The sequence below is a fragment of the Bradyrhizobium cedriense genome (assembly GCF_054602315.1).
Genome location: NZ_JBTSWB010000005.1, coordinates 523,246 through 544,459, shown reverse-complemented (window position 1 = coordinate 544,459; position 21,214 = coordinate 523,246). Strand labels below are relative to the sequence as shown.

21 protein-coding genes are annotated in these 21,214 nt (G+C 64.9%); 7 read left to right on the top strand and 14 right to left on the bottom strand.

The annotated features are described in order from the left end of the window. Nucleotides 1-275: 275 nt before the first annotated feature. Together ACYCVF_RS23815 and ACYCVF_RS23810 are read left to right on the top strand one after the other, a co-directional pair. Nucleotides 276-1,085 (top strand): CarD family transcriptional regulator, encoded by an 810-nt coding sequence (locus tag ACYCVF_RS23815; protein WP_459600832.1) that lies wholly within the window; start codon nt 276-278, stop codon nt 1,083-1,085. A gap of 239 nt (nt 1,086-1,324) precedes the next feature. Then, nucleotides 1,325-1,564 carry a hypothetical protein gene (locus ACYCVF_RS23810; protein WP_459600830.1) on the top strand — a complete coding sequence of 80 codons (240 nt, stop codon included), beginning with the start codon at nt 1,325-1,327 and terminating at the stop codon, nt 1,562-1,564. 38 nt (nt 1,565-1,602) lie between these two features. Here the strand turns inward: ACYCVF_RS23810 and ACYCVF_RS23805 are convergent, their stop codons facing one another. Genes ACYCVF_RS23805 through cyoA form a run of 7 tightly spaced genes read right to left on the bottom strand, consistent with a single transcriptional unit; the run spans nt 1,603 to nt 8,523 of the window. Further along, nucleotides 1,603-2,136 carry a response regulator transcription factor gene (locus ACYCVF_RS23805; RefSeq protein ID WP_459600828.1) on the bottom strand — a complete coding sequence of 178 codons (534 nt, stop codon included), beginning with the start codon at nt 2,134-2,136 and terminating at the stop codon, nt 1,603-1,605. Next, entirely contained in the window at nt 2,126-3,529 is a 1,404-nt protein-coding gene (locus ACYCVF_RS23800) for an ATP-binding protein (RefSeq protein WP_459600826.1), read from the bottom strand. The genes ACYCVF_RS23805 and ACYCVF_RS23800 overlap by 11 nt, the downstream gene beginning before the upstream one ends. Beyond that, on the bottom strand, nt 3,501-4,349 hold the full coding sequence (locus ACYCVF_RS23795; protein ID WP_459600824.1) for an SURF1 family protein: 849 nt from the start codon (nt 4,347-4,349) through the stop codon (nt 3,501-3,503). The genes ACYCVF_RS23800 and ACYCVF_RS23795 overlap by 29 nt, the downstream gene beginning before the upstream one ends. Continuing rightward, a complete protein-coding gene (gene cyoD, locus ACYCVF_RS23790) occupies nt 4,346-4,726 on the bottom strand; it encodes a cytochrome o ubiquinol oxidase subunit IV (RefSeq protein WP_459600822.1) in 381 nt (126 codons plus the stop codon). Before cyoD ends, ACYCVF_RS23795 begins: the two co-directional genes overlap by 4 nt. Next, nucleotides 4,723-5,352, bottom strand: coding sequence for a cytochrome o ubiquinol oxidase subunit III (gene cyoC / locus ACYCVF_RS23785; RefSeq protein WP_459600820.1), 630 nt, complete (start codon nt 5,350-5,352; stop codon nt 4,723-4,725). Before cyoC ends, cyoD begins: the two co-directional genes overlap by 4 nt. Beyond that, nucleotides 5,353-7,350 (bottom strand): cytochrome o ubiquinol oxidase subunit I, encoded by a 1,998-nt coding sequence (gene cyoB, locus ACYCVF_RS23780; RefSeq protein WP_459600819.1) that lies wholly within the window; start codon nt 7,348-7,350, stop codon nt 5,353-5,355. A gap of 12 nt (nt 7,351-7,362) precedes the next feature. Beyond that, nucleotides 7,363-8,523, bottom strand: coding sequence for a ubiquinol oxidase subunit II (gene cyoA, locus ACYCVF_RS23775; protein WP_459600817.1), 1,161 nt, complete (start codon nt 8,521-8,523; stop codon nt 7,363-7,365). 180 nt (nt 8,524-8,703) lie between these two features. On the opposite strand from cyoA, the gene ACYCVF_RS23770 reads away from it, so the two are divergent. Next, the gene (locus ACYCVF_RS23770) at nt 8,704-10,032 is read left to right on the top strand and encodes an MFS transporter (protein WP_459600815.1); all 1,329 of its coding nucleotides are present in this window, start codon (nt 8,704-8,706) and stop codon (nt 10,030-10,032) included. Nucleotides 10,033-10,162: 130 nt separating this feature from the next. Here ACYCVF_RS23770 and ACYCVF_RS23765 read toward each other — a convergent pair whose 3' ends face one another. Together ACYCVF_RS23765 and ACYCVF_RS23760 are read right to left on the bottom strand one after the other, a co-directional pair. Beyond that, on the bottom strand, nt 10,163-11,653 hold the full coding sequence (locus tag ACYCVF_RS23765) for a M48 family metalloprotease (protein ID WP_459606666.1): 1,491 nt from the start codon (nt 11,651-11,653) through the stop codon (nt 10,163-10,165). A 34-nt stretch (nt 11,654-11,687) separates the two neighbouring features. After that, nucleotides 11,688-12,458, bottom strand: a complete 771-nt coding sequence (locus ACYCVF_RS23760) for a thermonuclease family protein (protein ID WP_459606627.1) — start codon at nt 12,456-12,458, stop codon at nt 11,688-11,690. A gap of 358 nt (nt 12,459-12,816) precedes the next feature. Between ACYCVF_RS23760 and ACYCVF_RS23755 the strand changes: the two genes are divergently transcribed. The 3 genes from ACYCVF_RS23755 (at nt 12,817) to ACYCVF_RS23745 (ending at nt 15,676) form a co-directional block, all read left to right on the top strand. Next, nucleotides 12,817-14,022: an ABC transporter substrate-binding protein gene (locus tag ACYCVF_RS23755; protein WP_459600809.1), complete on the top strand. Its 1,206-nt coding sequence runs from the start codon at nt 12,817-12,819 to the stop codon at nt 14,020-14,022. 113 nt (nt 14,023-14,135) lie between these two features. Next, a complete protein-coding gene (locus tag ACYCVF_RS23750) occupies nt 14,136-14,927 on the top strand; it encodes an enoyl-CoA hydratase (protein WP_061022550.1) in 792 nt (263 codons plus the stop codon). Between the two features lie 2 nt (nt 14,928-14,929). Next, nucleotides 14,930-15,676: a VOC family protein gene (locus tag ACYCVF_RS23745; RefSeq protein WP_459600806.1), complete on the top strand. Its 747-nt coding sequence runs from the start codon at nt 14,930-14,932 to the stop codon at nt 15,674-15,676. A gap of 171 nt (nt 15,677-15,847) precedes the next feature. On the opposite strand, the gene ACYCVF_RS23740 is transcribed toward ACYCVF_RS23745, so the two are convergent. From ACYCVF_RS23740 to ACYCVF_RS23730, 3 genes are all read right to left on the bottom strand, one after another. Beyond that, complete coding sequence (locus ACYCVF_RS23740; protein ID WP_459600804.1) at nt 15,848-16,660, bottom strand: enoyl-CoA hydratase/isomerase family protein; 813 nt, start codon at nt 16,658-16,660, stop codon at nt 15,848-15,850. 216 nt (nt 16,661-16,876) lie between these two features. Continuing rightward, nucleotides 16,877-18,037, bottom strand: a complete 1,161-nt coding sequence (locus tag ACYCVF_RS23735) for an acyl-CoA dehydrogenase family protein (RefSeq protein WP_459600802.1) — start codon at nt 18,035-18,037, stop codon at nt 16,877-16,879. 16 nt (nt 18,038-18,053) lie between these two features. Beyond that, entirely contained in the window at nt 18,054-19,118 is a 1,065-nt protein-coding gene (locus tag ACYCVF_RS23730) for an acyl-CoA dehydrogenase family protein (RefSeq protein WP_459600800.1), read from the bottom strand. A gap of 244 nt (nt 19,119-19,362) precedes the next feature. On the opposite strand from ACYCVF_RS23730, the gene ACYCVF_RS23725 reads away from it, so the two are divergent. Then, entirely contained in the window at nt 19,363-20,148 is a 786-nt protein-coding gene (locus tag ACYCVF_RS23725) for an SDR family NAD(P)-dependent oxidoreductase (protein WP_459600798.1), read from the top strand. A gap of 146 nt (nt 20,149-20,294) precedes the next feature. On the opposite strand, the gene ACYCVF_RS23720 is transcribed toward ACYCVF_RS23725, so the two are convergent. Then, nucleotides 20,295-20,567, bottom strand: coding sequence for a GlsB/YeaQ/YmgE family stress response membrane protein (locus tag ACYCVF_RS23720; RefSeq protein WP_459600796.1), 273 nt, complete (start codon nt 20,565-20,567; stop codon nt 20,295-20,297). Between the two features lie 42 nt (nt 20,568-20,609). Beyond that, entirely contained in the window at nt 20,610-21,176 is a 567-nt protein-coding gene (locus ACYCVF_RS23715) for a YidB family protein (RefSeq protein ID WP_459600794.1), read from the bottom strand. Between the last annotated feature and the right edge of the window lie 38 nt (nt 21,177-21,214).

The following is a 21,214-nucleotide window of genomic DNA, read 5'->3' as shown; positions in this document are numbered from 1 at the left end:
TTGATTTTTGCGGGAAATGTGCTATATTGGGCACATTAAGCCGAACCCCGTCAGCCGGTTGGCCCCTCTGGGTTCCCGTGAAACCAAATGTCGAACAGGGGCGTGGCAGTTTCCGCGCGCAGGCTGTGTCACAGAAAACGCGTAAAAAGAGTACTTCAGCGAGGGCTTCCCATAAGGAGGCCAAAAAAGTCGCCGCGGCCAGCCGTAGCGCATCCAAGGGTCGGACCGCGACGAAGGCGCCGGCTGCAAAGTCCTCGAAGAACAAAAGAAGCGCAATGCCTAACAAGACTGCCAAACCGGCCGCGAAAGCGACCGCTGCCAAGCCTGCTGCCGCCAAGCCTGTGACCGCCAAGGCCCCCGCTGCCAAGCCCGCGGCGAAGGCCCCTGTTGCTGCTGCGCCTGCCAAGGCTCCCGCCGTCGCCGCCAAGCCGGCTGCCAAGCCCGCTGCTCCTCCGAAGGTCGAGGAAAAGAAGGTCGTGACCCAGCGTCAGGGCTTCAAGGCCAACGAATTCGTCGTCTATCCCGCTCACGGTGTCGGCCAGATCCTGGCCATCGAGGAGCAGGAGATCGCCGGCGCCAAGCTCGAGCTGTTCGTCATCAACTTCATCAAGGACAAGATGACGCTGCGCGTTCCGACCGCCAAGGTCGCCAATGTCGGCATGCGCAAGCTGTCCGACCCGGCGCTGGTGAAGAAGGCGCTGGAGACGCTCAAGGGCCGCGCCCGCGTCAAGCGCACCATGTGGTCGCGCCGCGCCCAGGAATACGAAGCCAAGATCAATTCGGGCGACATCGTCGCGATCGCGGAAGTCGTGCGCGACCTCTACCGCTCGGAATCGCAGCCGGAGCAGTCGTACTCCGAACGCCAGCTCTATGAAGCGGCGCTCGACCGTCTCTCCCGCGAGATCGCGGTGGTGCAGCACTCCACCGAGACGGAAGCGGTCAAGGAGATCGAGGCCCAGCTCGCCAAGAGCCCGCGCCGCAACGCCAAGGCGGAAGCCGCCGAGGGCGAAGCCGATGCGGATGCCGAGGGTGAGACGGACGATACCGACGGCGACGACACCGCCGTCGCCGACGAGGCCGCGTAAGCACCTCGCGCGTCGATCGCAACAGATCAAAAGCCCGGCCGTTCGGCCGGGCTTTTTTTCGTCACGGATACTGCCTCGAGCGGCCGCTGCTCCCGCAGCCGTCTGCCTCGAAGATCGACTGCACCTTCGCCGCTCGGGTCGCGGTGTGTGATGCCAGGCACTTACCCTCGCCCCGCTTTCCGCCAGAGTGCTGCCCATGCGCCGGATGTCCCGGCTGCAGATGCCAAGGGAGAAGGGTGATGAAGTTTCCTCGTTTTGCTATCGCCGCTTTCGCAGCCATCGTCGGAATCGGCTTGCTGGCCGGCTCGGCCTCATACTCGCCCGCCGCTGCAGGCGCATTTGGCCCGGAGTACAGCTGGATGGGCAATCGGAAGTACATGGACTGCCTCAAATATGTGGGTGCGTTCGGATCCAACTATCCGGGCCGCGACAAGAACATCGCGATCTGCAAGAGAGAGTATCTTCCCGGCGGCCGCTGATCGCGATCACCTGCCGCGTCGGCGGCAGCGCTCGACGCCTACTTCACCGGACGCTTCTCGAGCTTCCGCGCCAGCGTCCGCCGGTGCATGCCCAGTCGTCGTGCTGCTTCAGAGATGTTGAAATCCGTCTCGATCAGGGTCTGGTGGATGCGCTCCCATTCCAGCGTCTTGATCGAGGTGGGCCGGGCGTCGAGCGCGACCTCGGCGTTGCCCTCGGCCTTGTTGAAGGCGGCCTCGATGTCGTCGGTGTTCGACGGCTTTGCCAGATAGTGGCAGGCACCGAGCTTGATGGCTTCGACGGCTGTCGAGATGCTGGCAAAGCCGGTCAGCACCACGATCAGCATGTCCGGATCATGCGTGTGCAGGAGCTCGACGCAGGCCAGCCCCGAGGCTCCGCCGAGCTTGAGGTCGACCACGGCATGGCCGAAGGAGCGTTGCTCCAGCACCTTGCGCACCTCTTCGATCGAGGCGGCGAGCACGACCTCGTAGCCGCGGCGTTCGAAGGAGCGCTTCAGCGTGCGGGCGAAGCCGGCATCGTCCTCGACGACGATGAGCGAGCGGTCAGGCGTCAAAATTCCCTCCGATCGCAAGCGTTGCGAGCGGCAGCGTCAGGCGCACCGTGGCGCCGCGCTTCCTGTGGTTCTCGGCGGTCACGGTGCCGCCCAGCTTGCGAACGACGTTCACCACCAGAAACAGGCCGAGCCCGCCGCCGGCGCGGCCCTTGCTTGACTGATAGGGCTTTCCGAGCTGCGCCAGCATCTCCGGTGCAAAGCCGGGGCCGCGGTCGCTGATCGCCAGCACGAGATTGTCACCCTCGCGCTCGGCGACGAGTTCGACCCAGTCACGCGAGACCTCATAGGCGTTGTCGAGCACGTTGAAGATCACCTGCTTCAGCGCGACGTCGGAGACGATCGCGACGTCCTCGCCGAACGTGTTGACGAAATAGAGCGTGCGTGCCGAGCGCGCGTCGCGCCATTCCTCCACCAGCGCGGTGACGAAGGCCGTCACCGTCGTCGGCGAGGAGCCTTCGCCGCGCGCTTCGCCCGCCGACACCAGGATGCCCGTGACGATCGATTTGCAGCGCTGCAGCGAGGTCTCCATCTCCGCAAGGTCCTCGGCGAGTTCCTGATCCGCGGCAAGATCCGGCATGCGGCGCCAGTCGCTGAGGATCACCGAGAGCGAGGCGAGCGGTGTGCCGAGCTCGTGCGCCGCGCCGGAGGCGAGCAGGCCCATGCGGACGATGTGGTCCTGCTCGGCGGCATGCTGGCGCAACGCCGCCAGATGCGCGTCGCGCTCGCGCAAATTCCTGTTGATGCGGGTGACGAACACCACCATCAGCACGGCATTGAGGACGAAGCCGAGCAGCATGCCCGTTACAGTGAGGCTGTAGGCCTCGCTGAGGGGATTTGGCGGCAGGTCGAGTGGCCGGTAGGCAAGCGTCAGCCACACGAAGCTCGCGCAGGTCAGGGCCACCAGCGACCAGGTCGAGCGGGCATCGAGCAGCACCGCACCCAGCGTCACCTGGAGCAGGAACAGCGAGGTAAAGGGATTGGTGGCGCCGCCGGACAGGTAGAGCTGCGCGGTCAGCGCGGCGACGTCCAGCATCAAGGCGACCAGGAGTTCGTTGTTGGTGATCGCAGCGCGGTGGCGCACCCAGACCAGGCTCGAGACGTTGAGCAGCACCAGCGCGCCGATCACCGCGGCCATCCGCTCCAGCGGCAGGGGAATGTCCAAGCCGAAATGCACGACGCCGATGGTCACGATCTGGCCGATCACGGCGGTCCAGCGCAACTGGATCAGCAGCGCCATGTTCTTGCGATTGGTCTCGTCGTCGGTGAGCGCTGTGCCGATCAGCTCACCGCGCGCGTCCGTCTGCGATTGCCGCGTGACGACGGTCTCGCCACGCGCAAGTGTTTGGGAAAGCGTCTTCCCGTCGTCAGCCAGGCTCGACGATCGTTCCAGCATCTGATCCCGTCCTGCGGACGGCGGCAGCCGAGCCGTCTTCCGGTTCCTGGACGAAGCGCTTGCGGCGGAACAGCCCGCCGCCGAGTGTGACGAAAAGCCTGCCGGCCAGCATGAACGCCAGGGCAAACCACGTCAGCGCGTAGATCAGGTGGTTATTGGGAAAGCGGATCACGGTCAATCCGCCGATAGGGCCGCCGGCAATTTGTGATCCGGCGTCGGCATCCATGAAGAAGGGTGCGACATCGCGGAGGCCACGGGCCGCCGCAATGGCGGCGACGTCCCGCGAGTACCAGCGGTTGTGCTGGGGCACGTTGTTCCGGAGAAATCCGCCATTCGGTTCAGTCATGCGGAGGAGGCCGGTGATCTCGACCTGACCGTCTGGATTGCCGTCCCTGCGCGTCGATGCGTCGCGCCGCTCGGGCGGCACGAAGCCGCGGTTGATCAGCACCAGCGTGCCGTCGCTGCGTTTCAGCGGCGTCAGCACCCAATAGCCGGGGCCTTCCTCGGTGACGGCCTGAACGAGCGTCTCGCGGTCATGCAGGAAGCGGCCGTTGACGGTGACGTGCCTGTATTCGTCGTCGGCGGTGGAGACTTTGGGCCATGCTGCCGGCGAGGGTATCGGCCCCGCCGGGGCATGGACGCGCTGGTCGACGCGGTCGATCAGCGCCAGCTTCCAGGCGCGGCGCTCGATCTGCCAGACGCCGAGCGCGATCAGGGTGGCGAAGGCCGCGAGCGAGAGGACCGTAAGCCACAGCGAAGGGCGCACGGCAAGGCTGCGCGTCCCCTCTGCCTTGCCTGTTACGATCCCGCGTTCGCTCACTTCATCCCGCTCATCTGGTGCATCGGCATCATGTTGCTGTTGAGGTGGCTCATCACCCACAGCGAACCCGACAGCGCGATCACCACCATGACGATGGTGAAGATCAACGCCATCATGCTCCAGCCGTTCTCGGATGCCGTGTTCATGTGCAGGAAGTAGATCATGTGCACGACGATCTGCACGACCGCGAAGGCCATGATCACCAGCGCGGTGACCTGCTTGCTCGGCAGCGTACCGCTCATCACGAGCCAGAACGGGATCGCCGTGAGCACGACCGAGAGCACGAAGCCGAGCATGTAGCTCGAGAAGGTGCCATGGGCGTGGCCGTCGCCATGGTGATGGTCGTCCGCGTGAGCGGCATGGATATCGGTGTTCATCGCAGAACTCCCAGGAGATAGACGAAGGTGAAGACGCCGATCCAGACCACGTCGAGGAAATGCCAGAACATCGACAGGCACATCAGGCGGCGGCGGTTGGCCTCGATCAGGCCGAACTTCTGGACCTGCACCATGAGGGTCACCAGCCAGATCAGGCCGCAGGAGACGTGCAGGCCGTGGGTGCCGACCAGGGTGAAGAAGGCGGACAGGAAGGCGCTGCGCTGCGGGGTGGCGCCCTCGTGGATCATGTGGGCGAACTCGGTGAGCTCGATGCCGATGAAGGCGAGGCCGAACAGGCCGGTGATCGCCAGCCACGCTTGCGTCTGCGCGACCTTGTTCTGCTGCATCGTCAGCATCGCAAAACCATAGGTGATCGACGACAGCAGCAGCATCGAGGTGTTCACCGCGACGAGGTTGAGGTCGAACAGATCCTTCGGGGCGGGGCCGGCGGCGTAATTACCGCCGAGCACGCCATAGGTGGCGAACAGGATCGCAAAGATTAGGCAGTCGCTCATCAGGTAGATCCAGAAGCCGAGCGACGTGCTCCAGCCTTCCGGGTGCGGATGCTCGTCGGCGAGATAGAAGACCGGCTCGCCGGTTTGCGAGGGATGGACAGCGACAGTCATTTACTTGGCTCCGGCGAGCAGTTTCGTGCGCGCGTCTTCGGTCCGGATGACGTCCTCAGCCGGAATGTCGAAGTCGCGGTGATAGTTGAAGGTATGGCCGATGCCGACGACGAGCATCGCGATGAAGCTCACGGCGGCGAGCCACCACATGTACCAGATCAGGCCAAAACCCATTGCGGTGGCGAGGCCGGCGAGGATGATGCCGGTTCCGGTGCTGCTCGGCATGTGGATCGGCTTGAACCCGGTGAGCGGACGCTGGTAGCCGCGCCTCTTCATGTCCCACCACGTGTCATTGTCGTGAACGACGGGGGTGAAGGCGAAGTTATAGTCCGGCGGCGGCGAAGATGTCGCCCATTCCAGCGTGCGCGCGTCCCAGGGATCGCCGGTGACGTCCTTGAGCTGCTCGCGCTTGAGCAGGCTGACTGCGAACTGCATCAGCATCGAGAGAATGCCAATGAAGATGAAGAGGGCGCCGATCGCGGCGATGACGAACCAGATCTGAAGCGAGGGATCGTCGAACACGCGCAGGCGTCGGGTCACACCCATCAGGCCGAGCACGTAGAGCGGCATGAAGGCGAGGTAGAAGCCGGTGACCCAGAACCAGAACGACATCTTGCCCCAGAACGGATCGAGCTTGAAGCCGAACGCCTTCGGGAACCAGTAGTTGATGCCGGCGAACGCACCGAACACCACGCCGCCGATGATGACGTTGTGGAAGTGCGCGATCAGGAACAGGCTGTTGTGCAGCACGAAGTCGGCCGGCGGCACCGCGAGCAGCACGCCGGTCATGCCGCCGATCACGAAGGTCAGCATGAAGGCGACGGTCCACATCATCGGCAATTCGTACCGGATGCGGCCGCGATACATTGTGAACAGCCAGTTGAACATCTTCGCGCCCGTCGGGATCGAGATGATCATCGTGGTGATGCCGAAGAAGGAGTTGACGCTGGCGCCCGAGCCCATCGTGAAGAAGTGGTGCAGCCAGACGAGGTACGACAGGATGGTGATGACCACCGTGGCGTAGACCATCGAGGTGTAGCCGAACAGCCGCTTGCCCGAGAAGGTCGAGGTGACCTCCGAGAAGATGCCGAAGGCGGGGAGAACAAGGATGTAGACCTCTGGGTGGCCCCAGATCCAGATCAGGTTCACGTACATCATCGGGCTGCCGCCGAAATCGTTCGTGAAGAAATTGGTGCCGACGTAGCGGTCGAGCGACAGCAGCGCGAGCACGACGGTCAGGACGGGGAAGGAGGCGACGATCAGGACGTTGGTGCAGAGCGAGGTCCAGGTGAACACCGGCATCTTCATCATCGTCATGCCGGGGCACCGCAGCTTGACGATGGTGCAGATCAGGTTGATGCCGGACAACGTCGTTCCGACGCCGGCGATCTGAAGTGCCCAGATGTAATAGTCGACACCGACATCGGGACTGTAGCCGATGTTCGAGAGCGGCGGATAAGCCAGCCAGCCGGTGCGGGCGAATTCGCCGATGAACAGCGAGGCCATCACCAGCACCGCGCCGCCGACCGTCATCCAGAAGCTGAAATTGTTCAGGAACGGGAACGACACGTCGCGTGCGCCGATCTGAAGCGGCACGACATAGTTCATCAGGCCGGTGACCAGCGGCATCGCCACGAAGAAGATCATGATCACGCCGTGGGCGGTGAAGACCTGGTCGTAATGATGGGCGTTGAGGTAGCCTTCGGAGCCGCCAAAGGCGAGCATCTGCTGGCCGCGCATCATCAGCGCGTCGGCGAAGCCGCGCAGCAGCATCACGATGCCGAGGATCATGTACATGATGCCGATGCGCTTGTGGTCCACACTGGTGAACCATTCGCGCCAGAGATAGCCCCAGAGACGGAAATAGGTGAGGCCGCCGAGTAGCGCGGCGCCGCCGAGCGCGACCACCACGAAGGTGCCGACGACGATCGGCTCGTGCAGCGGCAGCGATTCGAAGCCGAGCCGGCCGAAGATGAGCTTGAGAAGATCAGGAGACATGCGGGATCTCTGCTAGGAGTCTGATTTCGGACGCAGTCCGAGGAAGAAGGACGAGGACTTGAGCGGCGTGAACGACGGCCGCTTCAGGCCGGCACCGATGAGCGGCGCGGTGTCGGTCGGGGCCGTGATCGAGGCGGTAGTCCTGCCCTGCGGCGCATCCGGCGTGCAGGTGTCGGCGACGAAGCTCGGCTCCGGCCCGAGCGCGGTGCCGCGGCGGGCGTATTTGTCGTAGGCCAGCGGCAGCGTGTTGTTCAGGCCCTGATGGCCGGCGCCGCCCTTGGCGTCGATCGCCATCATCTCGCTCTGGCACATCTTGCCGGTCTCGACGCACATGTTGAGGATCAGGCGGTAGAGATCGGCATCGACGGTGCCCCAGCGCCGCACCGGCTCGTTCTGGCTCGGCTTTTCGAGCTGGAGATATTCGGCGCGGCCTAGCGATCCGCCGGCCGATTTGGCGCTGGCGATCCAGGCGTCAAAGCCCTTGTCGTCGAGGCCCTGGAAGTTGAAGTGCATGCCGGAGAAGCCGGCGCCGCTGTAGTTCGCCGAGAAGCCCTTGTAGGTGCCGGGGTGGTTGACGACGGCGTGGAGCTTGGTCTCCATGCCCGGCATTGCGTAGATCTGGCCGGCGAGCGCGGGGATGTAGAACGAGTTCATCACCGAGGAGGCGGTGATGCGGAAGTTGATCGGACGATCGACGGGCGCGGCCAATTCGTTGACGGTCGCAATGCCGTAGTCCGGATAGATGAAGAGCCACTTCCAGTCGAGCGCGACGACGTCGACTTCAAGCGGGGCCTTGGACTGGTCGACGGCGCGGTCGCCATGAATGCGGCCGAGCGTGCGGTACGGATCGAGCAGATGCGTGCCCATCCATGTCAGCGCGCCCAGGCAGACGATGATCAGAAGCGGCGCGGACCAGATCACCAGCTCGAGCTTGGTCGAGTGGTCCCAATCCGGCTCGTAGCGAGCGTCCGTATTGGACTGCCGGTAGCGCCAGGCGAACAGCACCGTCAGCGCCATCACGGGGAGGACGATCAGAAGCATGAGGACGGTGGAGATGATGACGAGGTCGCGCTGCTGGATGGCGATGTCGCCGGCTGGCGCCAGCACGACGTAGTTGCAGCCGCTGAGCGCAACCGCCAGGGGTAGTAGCGCCAGGATCTTGAAACGAGACACGGGCCGAGCCTTTGAGAATGAGTTTCCTTTGCGGGGCCAACGGGTAGCTGCGGCGCAACAATCCGGACATTGGACAATTTGTCCAATGTTGCAGTGCGGAATGTTGAGCCAGACACGGCCGGATGCCCGGCCTGCCGCCGGGCGGTCGGCTTTGGTTTTCAGGACGTTAAGGGCGCACGAATGGCGACGGCACAGACCCCCGCAATGGCAGACCTCCACACGGGTGAGCACGGCCACGACCAGGCCAGTCCCGGCGAGATCGCCATCGGCGTCATCATCGGCCGCACCTCGGAATTCTTCGACTTCTTCGTCTTCGCGATCGCCTCGGTGATCGTGTTCCCGCGCCTGGTCTTCCCGTTCGCGAGCGAACTGACCGGCACTCTCTATTCCTTCATGATCTTCGCGCTGGCCTTCATGGCCCGGCCCATCGGCACCGTCATTTTCATGACGATCGACCGGACGTACGGCAAGACGGCGAAGCTGATCTCGGCGCTGTTCCTGCTCGGCACCGCCACCGTGGCGCTCGCGTTCCTGCCCGGCTATCACGAGATCGGCGTCGCCGCGATCTGGCTGCTGGCGCTGGCGCGTATCGCGCAGGGTCTGGCCTGGGGCGGCGCCTGGGACGGCATGGCTTCGCTGCTGGCGCTGAACGCTCCGCCCTCCCAGCGCGGTTGGTACGCGATGGTGCCGCAGCTCGGCGCCCCGCTCGGGCTGATCGTGGCGAGCGCGCTGTTCGCCTATTTCGCCGGCAATTTGTCGGCCGATGATTTCTTCGCCTGGGGCTGGCGCTATCCCTTCTTCGTCGCCTTCGCCATCAACGTCGTGGCGCTGTTCGCGCGCCTGCGCATGGTGACGACGGAGGAATATGCCACGCTGTTCGAAACCCGCGAATTGCAGCCCTCGCGCATCTCCGAGACGGTCGCACGCGAAGGCCAGAACATCATGCTCGGCGCCTTTGCGCCGCTCGCGAGCTTCGCGCTGTTCCACATGGTCACGGTGTTTCCCCTGTCCTGGGTGTTCCTGTTCACCCACGAGAGCCCGGTGCGCTTCCTGATCATCGAGATCGTCGCCGCCGTATTCGGCGTCGCCGCGATCGTGATCTCCGGCATCATCGCCGACCGCGTCGGCCGCAAGTCACTGCTGATGGGATCGGCGATCGCGATCGCGATCTACAGCGGCTTTGCACCGCAGCTGCTCGATGCCGGCGCGTTCGGCGAGACCATCTACATGGTGATCGGCTTCATTTTGCTCGGCCTGTCCTTCGGCCAGTCCTCGGGTGCGATCGCCTCGAACTTCAGGCAGACATACCGCTACACGGCTTCGGCGCTGACTTCCGACATGGCGTGGCTGTTCGGCGCCGGCTTCGCGCCGCTGGTGGCGCTGCTGCTCGCGAACAATCTCGGCGTCATCGCCTCGGGTGCGTATCTGCTGTCCGGCGCGTTCTGGACCCTGCTCGCGCTCTGGCTCAGCGGCCAGCGCGAGGCCGGCGATATGGACGCGGGGCGCTGATCGGTTCGGAGCCGGCAGGGTGGGAAAAGGCGCGTAAGCGCCGTGCTCACCATCTCTAAACGATTGTGATCGTGAACGGTGGGCACGCTTGCGCTTTGCCTGCTCCGCGGCAGCTGCGGCTTAGCGCACGTCAGTCAGCCACGATCTTCACGCGGTCGCGCACCTTCACCTGCGCGTTGCGCTCGAGGCCGTTCAGGACACGGAAGCGCTCGGCGGGATGATCGACTCCGGCCATGCGGTGGGAGAGCGATTCCACGGTATCGCCGGGCTGCACGGTGATGACCTTGATGCGCAGCGGGCGCGCAGCCTGGATCTCGTCGAGCGTCAGGCGACGGAATGAGTTGACGGTCTCGCGGGCGTTGCGGTCGCTCTCGGTCGACTTCTGCCGCGTCGCGAAGATGAAGCGGTAGACGTCGCTGCCGAAGCGCAGCGCATAGACCTTGAACTGCCACTGGTCGCCCTTGGCGGTGGCGGACGCCGCCGGAAAACCGTTGATCGTGATATCCTCGGTCGACGCCTTCTCGACGCCTTCCATCCAGCCGGAATTGAGGTAGTCGCCTAGCGATTGTTCGGCCGGCACGCGCACGACGTCGAAACGCATCGCCTGTGCGCCGCCCTCGCGCACGCCGATCACGGCCTGGGCTGTATTGTCGAGCGTGAAATTGTCCGGCGCCTGGAAGGTGAAGCCGAGCTTCGGATGCAGGAAACGCCGGCCGCGCACGAAACCTTCGCTGGGATCTTCGCCATAGACGAGGTTGTCGATCGCGGCGAGATAGCTTTCGCGATCGCGCTCGGCGCCCTCCGGCGCAGTGTATTGCCGCGCGATGTTCTGCGCATTCTGCACACGTTCCGGGGTGGCCGGATGCGACGAGGTGAAATCCTGCGCGCGCGGATCGAGCGAGCTCTTGCCGGCCTTCAGCTCCGCATTGCGTTCCATCGCGGACAGGAAGCGTGCGGCACCGTAAGGGTCGAAATGTGCCTTGGCGGAAATGCCCACCCCGATGCCGTCGGCCTCGATCTCCTGCTTGCGCGAGAAGCTCGCCATGGTGAGCTTGGTCTTGGCCAGCGCGAGCGCGGTGAGATCGGGATCGTTGCTCATGTCGGTGACGACGCGGGTGACGATCGCGGCCTGGCGGGCCTGGTCCTCGCGCATCGCGGCGTGCTTGGACAGCACATGCGCCATCTCGTGGCTGAGCACGGAAGACAATTCGGAGGTGTCGCTGGCGAGCGCGAGCAGGCCGCGGGTGACGTAGAGCTGGCCGTTGGGCAGCGCGAAGGCGTTCACCGCGCCGGAATTGAGGATGGTGACCTTGTAGCCCTGGTCGGGGCGGTCGGAAGCCGCCACCAGCCGGTCGACGGTCTTGCTGACGAGCGCCTCGAGCTTGGGATCGTCGTAGGTCCCGCCATAGCTCGCCAGGATGCGCTCGTGCTCTTTTTCCGTGGCGGGGGTCTGTGCGATGGCCGGCTTCGGCTTCGGCATCGCGACGGTCGCCGGGGCCGCGGCGGTCTGGAACCTCCCCATGTCGCCGCAGCCGCCGAGAGCCGCGCCCAGGACAAGGCATAGCGCGGCCGGCGCCGCCCGCAGTCGGCGGCGTTCGGTGCGTACGTGCCGTTCTAGCACCCCATCCACGTCGTTAACCCGTGCCTGGCCTGATCTAAGGCCTTACCCCTGTCGGCTCGTTTGCGCCCAGCAACTCGATCTGCCCCACGAGGCGAACCTCGATGCGCGGCCCCGTATTCCCCTCAACCCAGCCCCGAACGCGAATGCGCCTATTTTCCAGGGACTTAAGGGCTATTCCAGCGCTTTCGAACGCCGATAGTGTACGCTTTGAAATAGTCACGGCAAAGCCACGTGTCCAGTTCCGCCCGAAGTTAAGGTAGGTCACCGCCCCAGCCTGACGGACCGACAGGATCTTGCCCTCGACCACCGTAAAGCGCCCGATCTCCGCCAAAATATCGTCCGGACTTTCCGCGTTTTTTATGGCCGACAGGTCAGCCCAGCTGCCCATTTTTTGGCGCCGTGCTGCGGCTTCGGACGCCATCAGGGAGGCCGCACAGTCCTTGTCCGTGATGTCGGCGGAGGCAATGGCATCGCCCTGGGCGAGCAGCGTCGCCTGCACAGGGACCTTGCTTTCACCGACGAAGAGCAGCGCGCCTTGGCGGCCGTAGCGGTCGGGCGTGTCGTCGGTGCCTCGGAGCGTCACGTCGCGGCCGGCGAGCAGCGATGTCAGCGTCTGCTTCGTCGTCGACGTCGGTTCGATGCCGGTGAGGCGGATCTCGCGGCCGTCATCGAGACGAACGCTGCGCGCATCGACGATCGCGGCAACGCGGGCTTCGCCCTGGGATTCGAACTGGCACGGATTGGCGAGCGCGGTGCGACTCGCGATGAGAAGACATGTGACGAAGAGATGAAGCCGTCGCTTCACGTGACCCGGAGAGGTTGCGTTATACGTTCATCTTAACTCATGCGTGGTTGGACGCGAAGAGGCTTCGTCAAACTCCGTCATTGCGAGGAGCCCTTGCGACGAAGCAATCCAGACTGCCGCCGCGGAAGGCTTCTGGATTGCTTCGCTCGCTCGCAATGACCGGGAGTAGAGTTCTCCGCATCTCACCATTCCGTTTTGCGGAAAACGTACGCGCCAATCGTGCGCTCTCAACGTCCATGCGCTTGCTGCGCTGTTGCGCATGCGGCAGGATTGCGGCAATAGCGATAGCGAACAGCTGTAGCCAAGAGCAACAACCAAGCCGCCATCAGAGTACGGCGCGATAAGGAGGTCTTTTTCCATGAAGAATATTTTGTCGGGCATTTTTGCTGCGTCGCTTGCCCTGAGTGCGAGCGTCGCGCAGGCCCAGGACAAGCCGCCACTGAAGATCGGCGGCATTCTCGACATGTCGAGCCTGTATGCCGACATCACCGGCTCGGGCAGCGAGACCGCGGCCAAGATGGCCGTGGAGGATTTCGGCGGTGAGGTGCTGGGGCGCAAGATCCAGGTGCTGGCGGCCGATCATCTCAACAAGGCCGACCTCTCCGCAAACATCGCCCGCGACATGCTCGACAACCAGGGCGTCGAGATGATCTACGACGTCGCGGCCTCAGCGACCGCGCTTGCCGCCGGCGAAATCGCGAAAGCGCGCAACAAGATCATCATGTTCAACGGCCCGGGCTCGATCCGTCTCACCAACGAGGCCTGCGGTCCCTACACCATCCACTATGTGTTCGACACCTACGGCCAGGCCAATGTGACCGGTCTTGCGGCTGTGAAGTCGGGCCTCGACAGCTGGTTCTTTCTCACCGCCGACTACGCCTTCGGCCAGGATCTGGAGAAGGACACCAGCGCCGTCGTGACGAAGACCGGCGGCAAGGTGCTTGGCAGCGTCCGCCATCCGCTCAACACGTCGGATTTCTCGTCCTTCCTGCTCCAGGCCCAGGCTTCCAAAGCCAAGGTCATCGGGCTCGCCAATGCCGGCGGCGACACCATCAACGCCATCAAGCAGGCGGCGGAGTTCGGCATCACCAAGGGTGGTCAGAAGGTCTCGCCGCTGCTCGCCTTCGTCACCGATATCGACTCGATCGGGCTCGAGACCGCGCAGGGCTTGCTGCTCGCGGAAGCGTTCTACTGGGATCTCAACGATGATACGCGCGCATTCTCGAAGCGCTTCATGGAGCGCACCAAGCGGGTGCCCACCTCGGCGCAGGCCGGCGTCTATTCCTCCGTCACGCACTACCTGAAAGCCGTGAAGGCAGCCGGCACGACCGACGCCGCGGCGGTGATGAAGGTGATGAAGGAGACGCCGATCAACGACTTCTTTGCCAAGGGCGGCAAGATCCGTGACGACGGCCGCATGATCCACGACATGTACCTGTTCGAGGTGAAGAAGCCGTCGGAGTCCAAGGGCCGCTGGGACGACTACAAGCTGCTTGCCACCGTCCCCGGCAACGAAGCCTTCCAGCCGCTGGAGCAGTCGCGCTGCCCGCTGGTGAAGAAGTGACGCGAAGCGTCATCCCGGGGGGCGCCTGAGCGCGAGCCCGGGATCTCGAGGTCCGGGTCTCGTTGCGCGAGACCCGGAATGACGAAGACATATAACAACAAGGGAGACGCCCTGTGAGCAACGACATGGTTCTGCAGAAGCTCGAAGCCGGGCTGCTCACGATCACCATGAACCGTCCCGAGCGCAAGAATGCGCTCAACCCGGACATGGTGCGCGGGCTGGTCGAGGCGGCGCGGCGCGCGGCCGACGATCCGGAGGTGCGGGCGGTGCTGTTCAAGGGCGCCGGCGGCTCGTTCTGCGTCGGCGGCGACGTCAAGTCGATGGCGGAGGGCCGCGCGCCGCTGCCGTTCGAGCAGAAGCTCGCCAATCTGCGCCGCGGCATGGAGGTCTCGCGCATCCTGCACCAGATGCCCAAGCCCGTGGTGGCGCAGCTCGATGGTGCGGCGGCCGGTGCGGGCCTGTCGATGGCGCTGTCCTGCGATCTTCGCATCGCCTCTGAGTCCTGCAAGATCACGACGGCCTTTGCCAAGGTCGGATTCTCCGGCGATTACGGCGGGACCTATTTCCTGACGCAGCTGCTCGGCAGCGCAAGGGCGCGCGAGCTCTATCTGATGTCGCCGGTGCTCACGGCGAAGGAAGCGCATGCGATCGGTATGGTGACCAAGGTCGTGCCGGATGCGGAGATCGATGCCGCCGCGCACGAGCTCGCGCTGTCGCTGGCGCAGGGTCCCTCGATCGCGCTCGGATTCATCAAGCGCAACATCAACAATGCCGAGCATCTGGCGCTGGAGGATTGCTTCGACGGCGAGGCGATCCATCATACCCGCTGCGGCGACACCGAGGACCACAAGGAGGCCGCCAGGGCCTTCGTCGAGAAGCGCAAGCCCACATTCAAGGGCGCATGACCATGGCGCCCTATATGCGGCTGCGGCAGATCTGTCTGGTCGCGCCGCAGCTCGCGCCCGTGATCTCCGACATCGCGGAGATCATGGGCCTCGCTGTGTGCTATCGCGACGGCAATGTCGCGAAATACGGCCTGGAGAACGCGTTGCTTCCGGTCGATACGATCCTGCTGGAGGTGGTCGCGCCCTTCAAGGACGGCACCACGGCCGGCCGGTTCATCGAGAAGACCGGCGGCCGCGGCGGCTACATGGCGATCTTCTGCTGCAACGATCCGGACGAGCGTGGACGCAACGCCAACGCCATGGGCGTGCGAACGGCCAATGTCATCGACCATGCGCCCTATCACGGCGTGCAACTCCATCCGCGCGACTGCCGCGCCGCCTTCATCGAGTTCAACCACACCGAAGGCAGCGACGACATTCACGGCGCCTATCCGCCGGCGGGACCCGACTGGCAGAAATTCATCCGCAAGGATGTGACGCAGGCGCTCACCGCGGTGGAGATGCAGAGCCCCGATCCGCAGGGCCTGGCCGCGCATTGGGCCAGGATCATCGGCATTGCGCCGGAAGACGCCGAGTTGAAATTGCCCAACGCCACCTTCCGCTTCGTGAAGGGTGACAGCGAGATCATGAGCGCGCTGGAGTTTCGTGTGACCGACGTCGCGCGCGTGCTGGACGCGGCGAAGGCAAAGGGAATCGCGGTGTCAGGCAATGCGTTTCCGCTGGGCGGCGTGACGTTTCGGGTGAGCTGAAAGGCCGGGCGGATTTTCCCCTCTCCCCTTGTGGGACCTTGTGAGAGAGGGTGGGTCGCCGCGAAACGGCGAGACGGGGTCTCTCGCCGCGCAGCAAGTTGCTCGCTCGTGGAGAAAGACCCTCATTCGGCGCTTCGCGCCACCTTCTCCCTGAAGGGAAAAGGAAAGGGCTCACCGCCCCCTGAAACTCGCCACCCGCCGCTCTTCGGTGGCCTTCACGCCTTCCTTGAAATCTTCCGTCGCGCGCAGGCGAGTCTGCTCGGCGAGCTCGTGGTTGGTCGCGGCCATGACGCGGTCGGCGAGGCCATTGCGCATGGTCGCGCGGGTGGAGAGCAGGCCGAGCGGGGAACATTCGGCGATCTCGCCGGCGAGCTTCATCGCAGCCGATTTCACCTGGTCCTGCGGCACCAGCTCGTTGGCGAGGCCCCATTTGTAGGCCTCCTCGCCGGTGACGCGGCGGCTGGTGTAGAACATCAGCTCGGCGTTGTTCTTGCCGATCAGCTCGGGCAGCGTCACCGTCAGGCCGAAGCCGGGATGGAAGCCGAGCTTGGTGAAGTTTGCGGAGAAGCGCGCCTCGGGGCAGGTGACGCGGAAATCGGCGGAGACCGCGAGCCCGAGGCCGCCGCCGATGGCGGCGCCCTGCACGGCGGCAACGATCGGCTTCTTGGCGCGGAAGATGCGCACGGCCTGGATGTAGAGATGGTTGATCGGGCCGAGGCTGTCGGCCGGGTCGCCCTTCTTGTCGGCCTCGCTCGCCTCTTGCGCCTGCCGCGCCGGATCGCCGAAGTTCGCACCGGCGCAGAACGCCTTGCCCTGTGCCGACAGAACCGAGGCGCGGATCTCGATGTTGCGGTCGAATTCGTCGAGCGCATCCGCGATCTGGTTGATCAGCGAGATGTCGAAGAAGTTCAGCGGCGGACGGCGGATCTCGATGGTGCCGACATGCCCGACCTTCTCGACGCCGATATCTGTGTAGGTGCTCATTCTTTGCCTCCCATAGCTCGATGTATCCGTAGCGAAGAACCACCTCTCCCATTGGGAGAGGTCGGCGCCTAGCCGGGTGAGGGGTTTCAGTCCCTCGATGAAGCCCAGCCCCTCACCCGATTTTCTGGTGCAAATCGACCGCTCCCTATGGGAGAGGTGATCGGAGCGAGCCGTGATAGCGTCGTCCACCCGCGTCAGCACGCCAAGTCCGCGCGACTAGCGCAAGCCAAGTCCGCGGGCGATGATGCCGCGCAGCACCTCGGTGGTGCCGCCCTGGATGGTGAGCTTGGGCGCGGTCTTGATGGCGAAGTCGAGCTGCCGCTCCAGCGTCTCGCGGTTGGTCGCGGTCTCCTCGACGAAGGCGGCGAGATCGCGCACGCGATGCGGCAGCTGCTGCTCCCAGACCGTGCCGATGTCCTTGACGATGGAGGCCTCCACCACCGGCTCCTTGCCGGCTTGCAGCATGCCGGCGACCGAAACCGACATGCGCCGCATGGTGTGGAGCTGCGCGACCAGGCGCCCGATGCCCTCGGCACTGCGCGTATCGGGATTGGGACCGACCGCGCGCACCAGCTCGGTCAGCACGTAATAGGTCTCCAGGAAACGCTCGGGACCCGAGCGCTCGTAGGCGAGCTCCGATGTGGCCTGCTTCCAGGCGCCGTCGACCTCGCCGAGCACGTGATCATCCGGGACGAAGAAGTCGGTGAAGACGACCTCGTTGAACTCGTACTGGCCTGTGATCTGGCCGATCGGGTTCACCTTGATGCCCGGCTGCTTCATCTTGACCAGGAACTGCGTCAGGCCGTGACGGCGGTTCTCCTTGGTCGGTGGCGAGGTGCGGAAGATCGCGATCATGTAGTCGGCGATGTGCGCCGACGAGGTCCAGATCTTGGTGCCGTTGATGAGATAGCCGCCCTCGGTCTTGGTCGCGCGCGTCTTCGCCGCGAACAGGTCGGAGCCTGAGTTCGGCTCGCTCATGCCGATGGCGAAGCAGATCTCGCCGCGGCAGATGCGCGGCAGGATGTCCATCTTGATGTGCTCGGGCGCGTATTTGATCAGCACCGGCCCGCTCTGGCGGTCGGCGACGAAGAAACGCCGCGTCGGCGCGTTGGCAACGCGCATCTCCTCGGTCACCACGTAACGTTCGAGGAAGGAACGCTCCTGGCCGCCATATTTCTTGGGCCAGGTCATCCCCAGCCAGCCCTTGGCGCCGACCCGGCGGGAGAATTCCGGCGCGTCGGTGTCCTCGCGGTTGGGCTTGTGCGGATCGAAGGTGCCGGCGGCGATTTCCTCGGCGAGGAAAGCGCGCACTTCCTTGCGCAACTGCTCGCATTCGGGCGGCAGGCGAATCGGATCGAAACGAAGGGCAGCGGTCATAGGTCTCGTTCCCTGATCAGCGCGAAGCCACGAGCGGCCACAATTCGTCGGCGCCGCGATTTGCCACGAGCTTGCCGAGCTCGACGGCCCAATGGCTCTCCGAGCCGAAGTCGTCGCGCCAGGCCAGCGCTCGCAACGAATAGCGGTGCAGGATGTGCTCCATGGTGAAGCCGATCGCGCCGTGCACCTGGTGCGCGATGGCGCCGCCCTTTTCCGCGGCTTCGGCGCATCGGATCTTTGCCGAGGCGGCTTCGAGATAGACCGCGTCGTTGAAGGATTCTGCGTTGGCGATCGCGTCGGCGGCCGACGTCGCCGCCGCAAGCGCCGCGGCGGATTCGCCGGCAAGGCGCGCGAGATTGTGCTGCACGGCCTGGAACTTCGAGATCTTCTTCTCGAAGGCGACGCGTTCGTTGGAATAGCGTACGGAGATGTCGAGCATGGACTCCAGCGCACCGGCGATCTGAAGGCTGCGCGCGACGCCGCCCATCAGCATCAGCGTGGTCTGGTCAAAGACCTTCGATGCGGGCCTGATGGCGATCGGCTGCACCCTGTCGAGCGTCACGGTGTCGCTGTGGTCGTAGCCGACATTGAGGCCGGCCTCGATCCGCGCCCTGGCCGCGTCGACCAGCGCGATCACGGCGCCGTCCTTGCCGTGCGCCAGCACCGCAAGATGTTTCGCTGTCTTGGCAAAGGGCACGCCGCGGGCGCGGCCGGAGAGCGCGCCCTCGACATCGATGGTGATACGATCCTTCGGCGAGGCCGGCAGCACCGTCATCTCGCCCTCGGGCGAGGCGATCTTCGCCTGTGCCAGCAACCAGCCCGCCAGCATGGTCTCGGCCAGGGGCACCGCGACCGCGAAACGGCCGGCGGCGTTCAGGAGCGCAAAACCGTCGGCAAGGCTGGCGCCGGAGCCGCCGAGGTCATCAGGCACCCACGACAGCGGCAGGCCGGCTTCGCTCAGCGCCTGCCACAGCGGCGCTTGCCACGACTCCGCCTTGTCGTTGTTGATGGTCTGCGGATCGGCGAGATCGGCGAAGATCTTCTCCGCGGTCTCGACGACGATATTGTCACTCTCCGCCACAGCGTTCCCCGTGTTTTACCCTTGGCGCGCCCCCTCAGACGAGGCCAGCGCGCAATTCTTCTTGCGCCCGATGATCGGAAAAAGCCATGGCCCTGACAAGCGTTGATCGCAGGCCAACCTGCGGTGTGGGCATGGGCGTGAGGGCCCGCAGGCGGCTAATTCCGCTTAGCGGAGTTTGCTCGATTTGCAGGGCGCGGCAAACTCGCTAAAGAGAACGCCAATGTCACAACATGGGAAATCCGGGATGGCAAAGGACAGTCTGTGCGCAATCGTGACGGGGTCGGCGTCCGGGCTCGGCGCGGCAACTGCGGAGATTCTCGCGCGGAGCGGAGCGCGGCTCCTCATCAACTATTCGTCGAGCCAGAAGGATGCCGAGGCCACCGCGGACCTTTGCCGCAAGGCCGGCGCTGCGGAAGTCCTGGTCGCGCAGGGCGATGTCTCGAAGGATGAGGATTGCCGCAAGATCGTCGCGGCGGCCGCCGGCTGGGGCCGGCTCGACATCCTCGTCAACAATGCCGGCACCACGAAACATGTCGCGCACGCCGATCTCGACGGATTGTCGGCGGAGGATTTCCAGCGGGTCTACGGCGTCAACACCATCGGCCCGTTCCAAATGGTGCGCGCCGCGCGCAGCCTGCTGGAGGATGCAGCAAAGGCCTCGGGGCGTCCGTCCGCGGTGGTGAACGTGTCCTCGGTCGCCGGCATCAGCGGCGTCGGCTCGTCAATCGCCTATGCCGCCAGCAAGGGCGCGCTCAACACGATGACCTTGTCGTTGTCGCGCGCGCTAGCGCCGCTGATTCGCGTCAACACCGTTTGCCCCGGCTATATCGACACGCCCTGGTTCACCAAGGGCCGTGGCGAAGCCGGCGCCAAGCAGGTGCGCGACAGCGTGGTGGCGAAGGTGCCGCTCAAGGTTGCCTCATCCGCCGAAGACATCGCGCAGCTCGTCTGCTTCCTGGCGATGCCGGCTTCCAGCAACATGACCGGCGAGGTCGTGCGGATGGATGCGGGGATGCATCTGGTTACGTGATGACGTCCCCCCCGCCCGCTTCAATGTCATGGCCGGGCTTGTCCCGGCCATCCACGTGGTGCCGCGGATTGAAAGACGTGGACGCCCGGGGCAAGCCCGGGCATGACGACGTGGTGGCGAAGTGCCGTCCCTCGGCCCCCTGAGCGCTACCCCTTGATCACGCCGCTCGCCACCAGCCGGTTCCAGATGAACAGCACCACCACGGCGCCGATCGTGGCCATGATGAAGCCGGCGCCCTGGTCGGGGCTGTAGTGGCCGATGGCCTGGCCAATTAAGGTCGCCAGAAATGCGCCGGCGATGCCGAGGATGGTCGTGAGGATGAAGCCGCTCGGCTTGTTCGGCCCCGGCGCAAGCCAGCGCGCGATGAGGCCGGCGACGAAGCCGACGACGATGATCCACAGCAGGCCGCCCATGCTCATAGAATGCTCCCCCTTCCCGAGAATGCGTCGATCGGATTTTGACTAGATCCTGCCCGAGATCTCATTCTCGCTCGGCAGCCGTCCTTCCGGCGTCAGATGGTCGACCACCTGCGGCAGGTACTGGCTGAGACCGGAGAGCAGCTCCTCGCGCGACAGGCCGCTCTGGGCGGAGAGGCTTTCAATCTGGTCGGCGCCGAGTGCGCTGGCGAGATCTCCCGGTGCAATCGGCTTGTTCTCGCCCCGGCCGACCCAGGAACTCGCGGCGTCGCCGTGGCCGCTCTGCTGGAGCTGCTTGAGGAGATCGGCGAGCCCGCCGCTCAGTACGGTACCGGCGGCGCCGCCCGCAAGCAGGCCGCCAAGGCCGCCCTTGAGCATGTCGCTCAGACCGCCACCCGCACCGGCGTTCACCGGCGGAGGCGCGGGCGTCGGCGACGGCTGCGGCGCTGAGCCGGACGGGTTGTCCGTAAAATGCTTGAACGCCTTCCAGGCGAGCAGGCCGAGCAGCGCCATGGTCATCGGCGACATGCCGCCGGAGGATTGCTCGGAGCTCGGCTTGCTCGGGCCGCGGGGGCCGTTCTGCATGCCGTTGAGGACGTCGAGTAGACCCATGGTGCTCTCCTTTGGCGTCTCGTTCGGCGAGCGCTCGC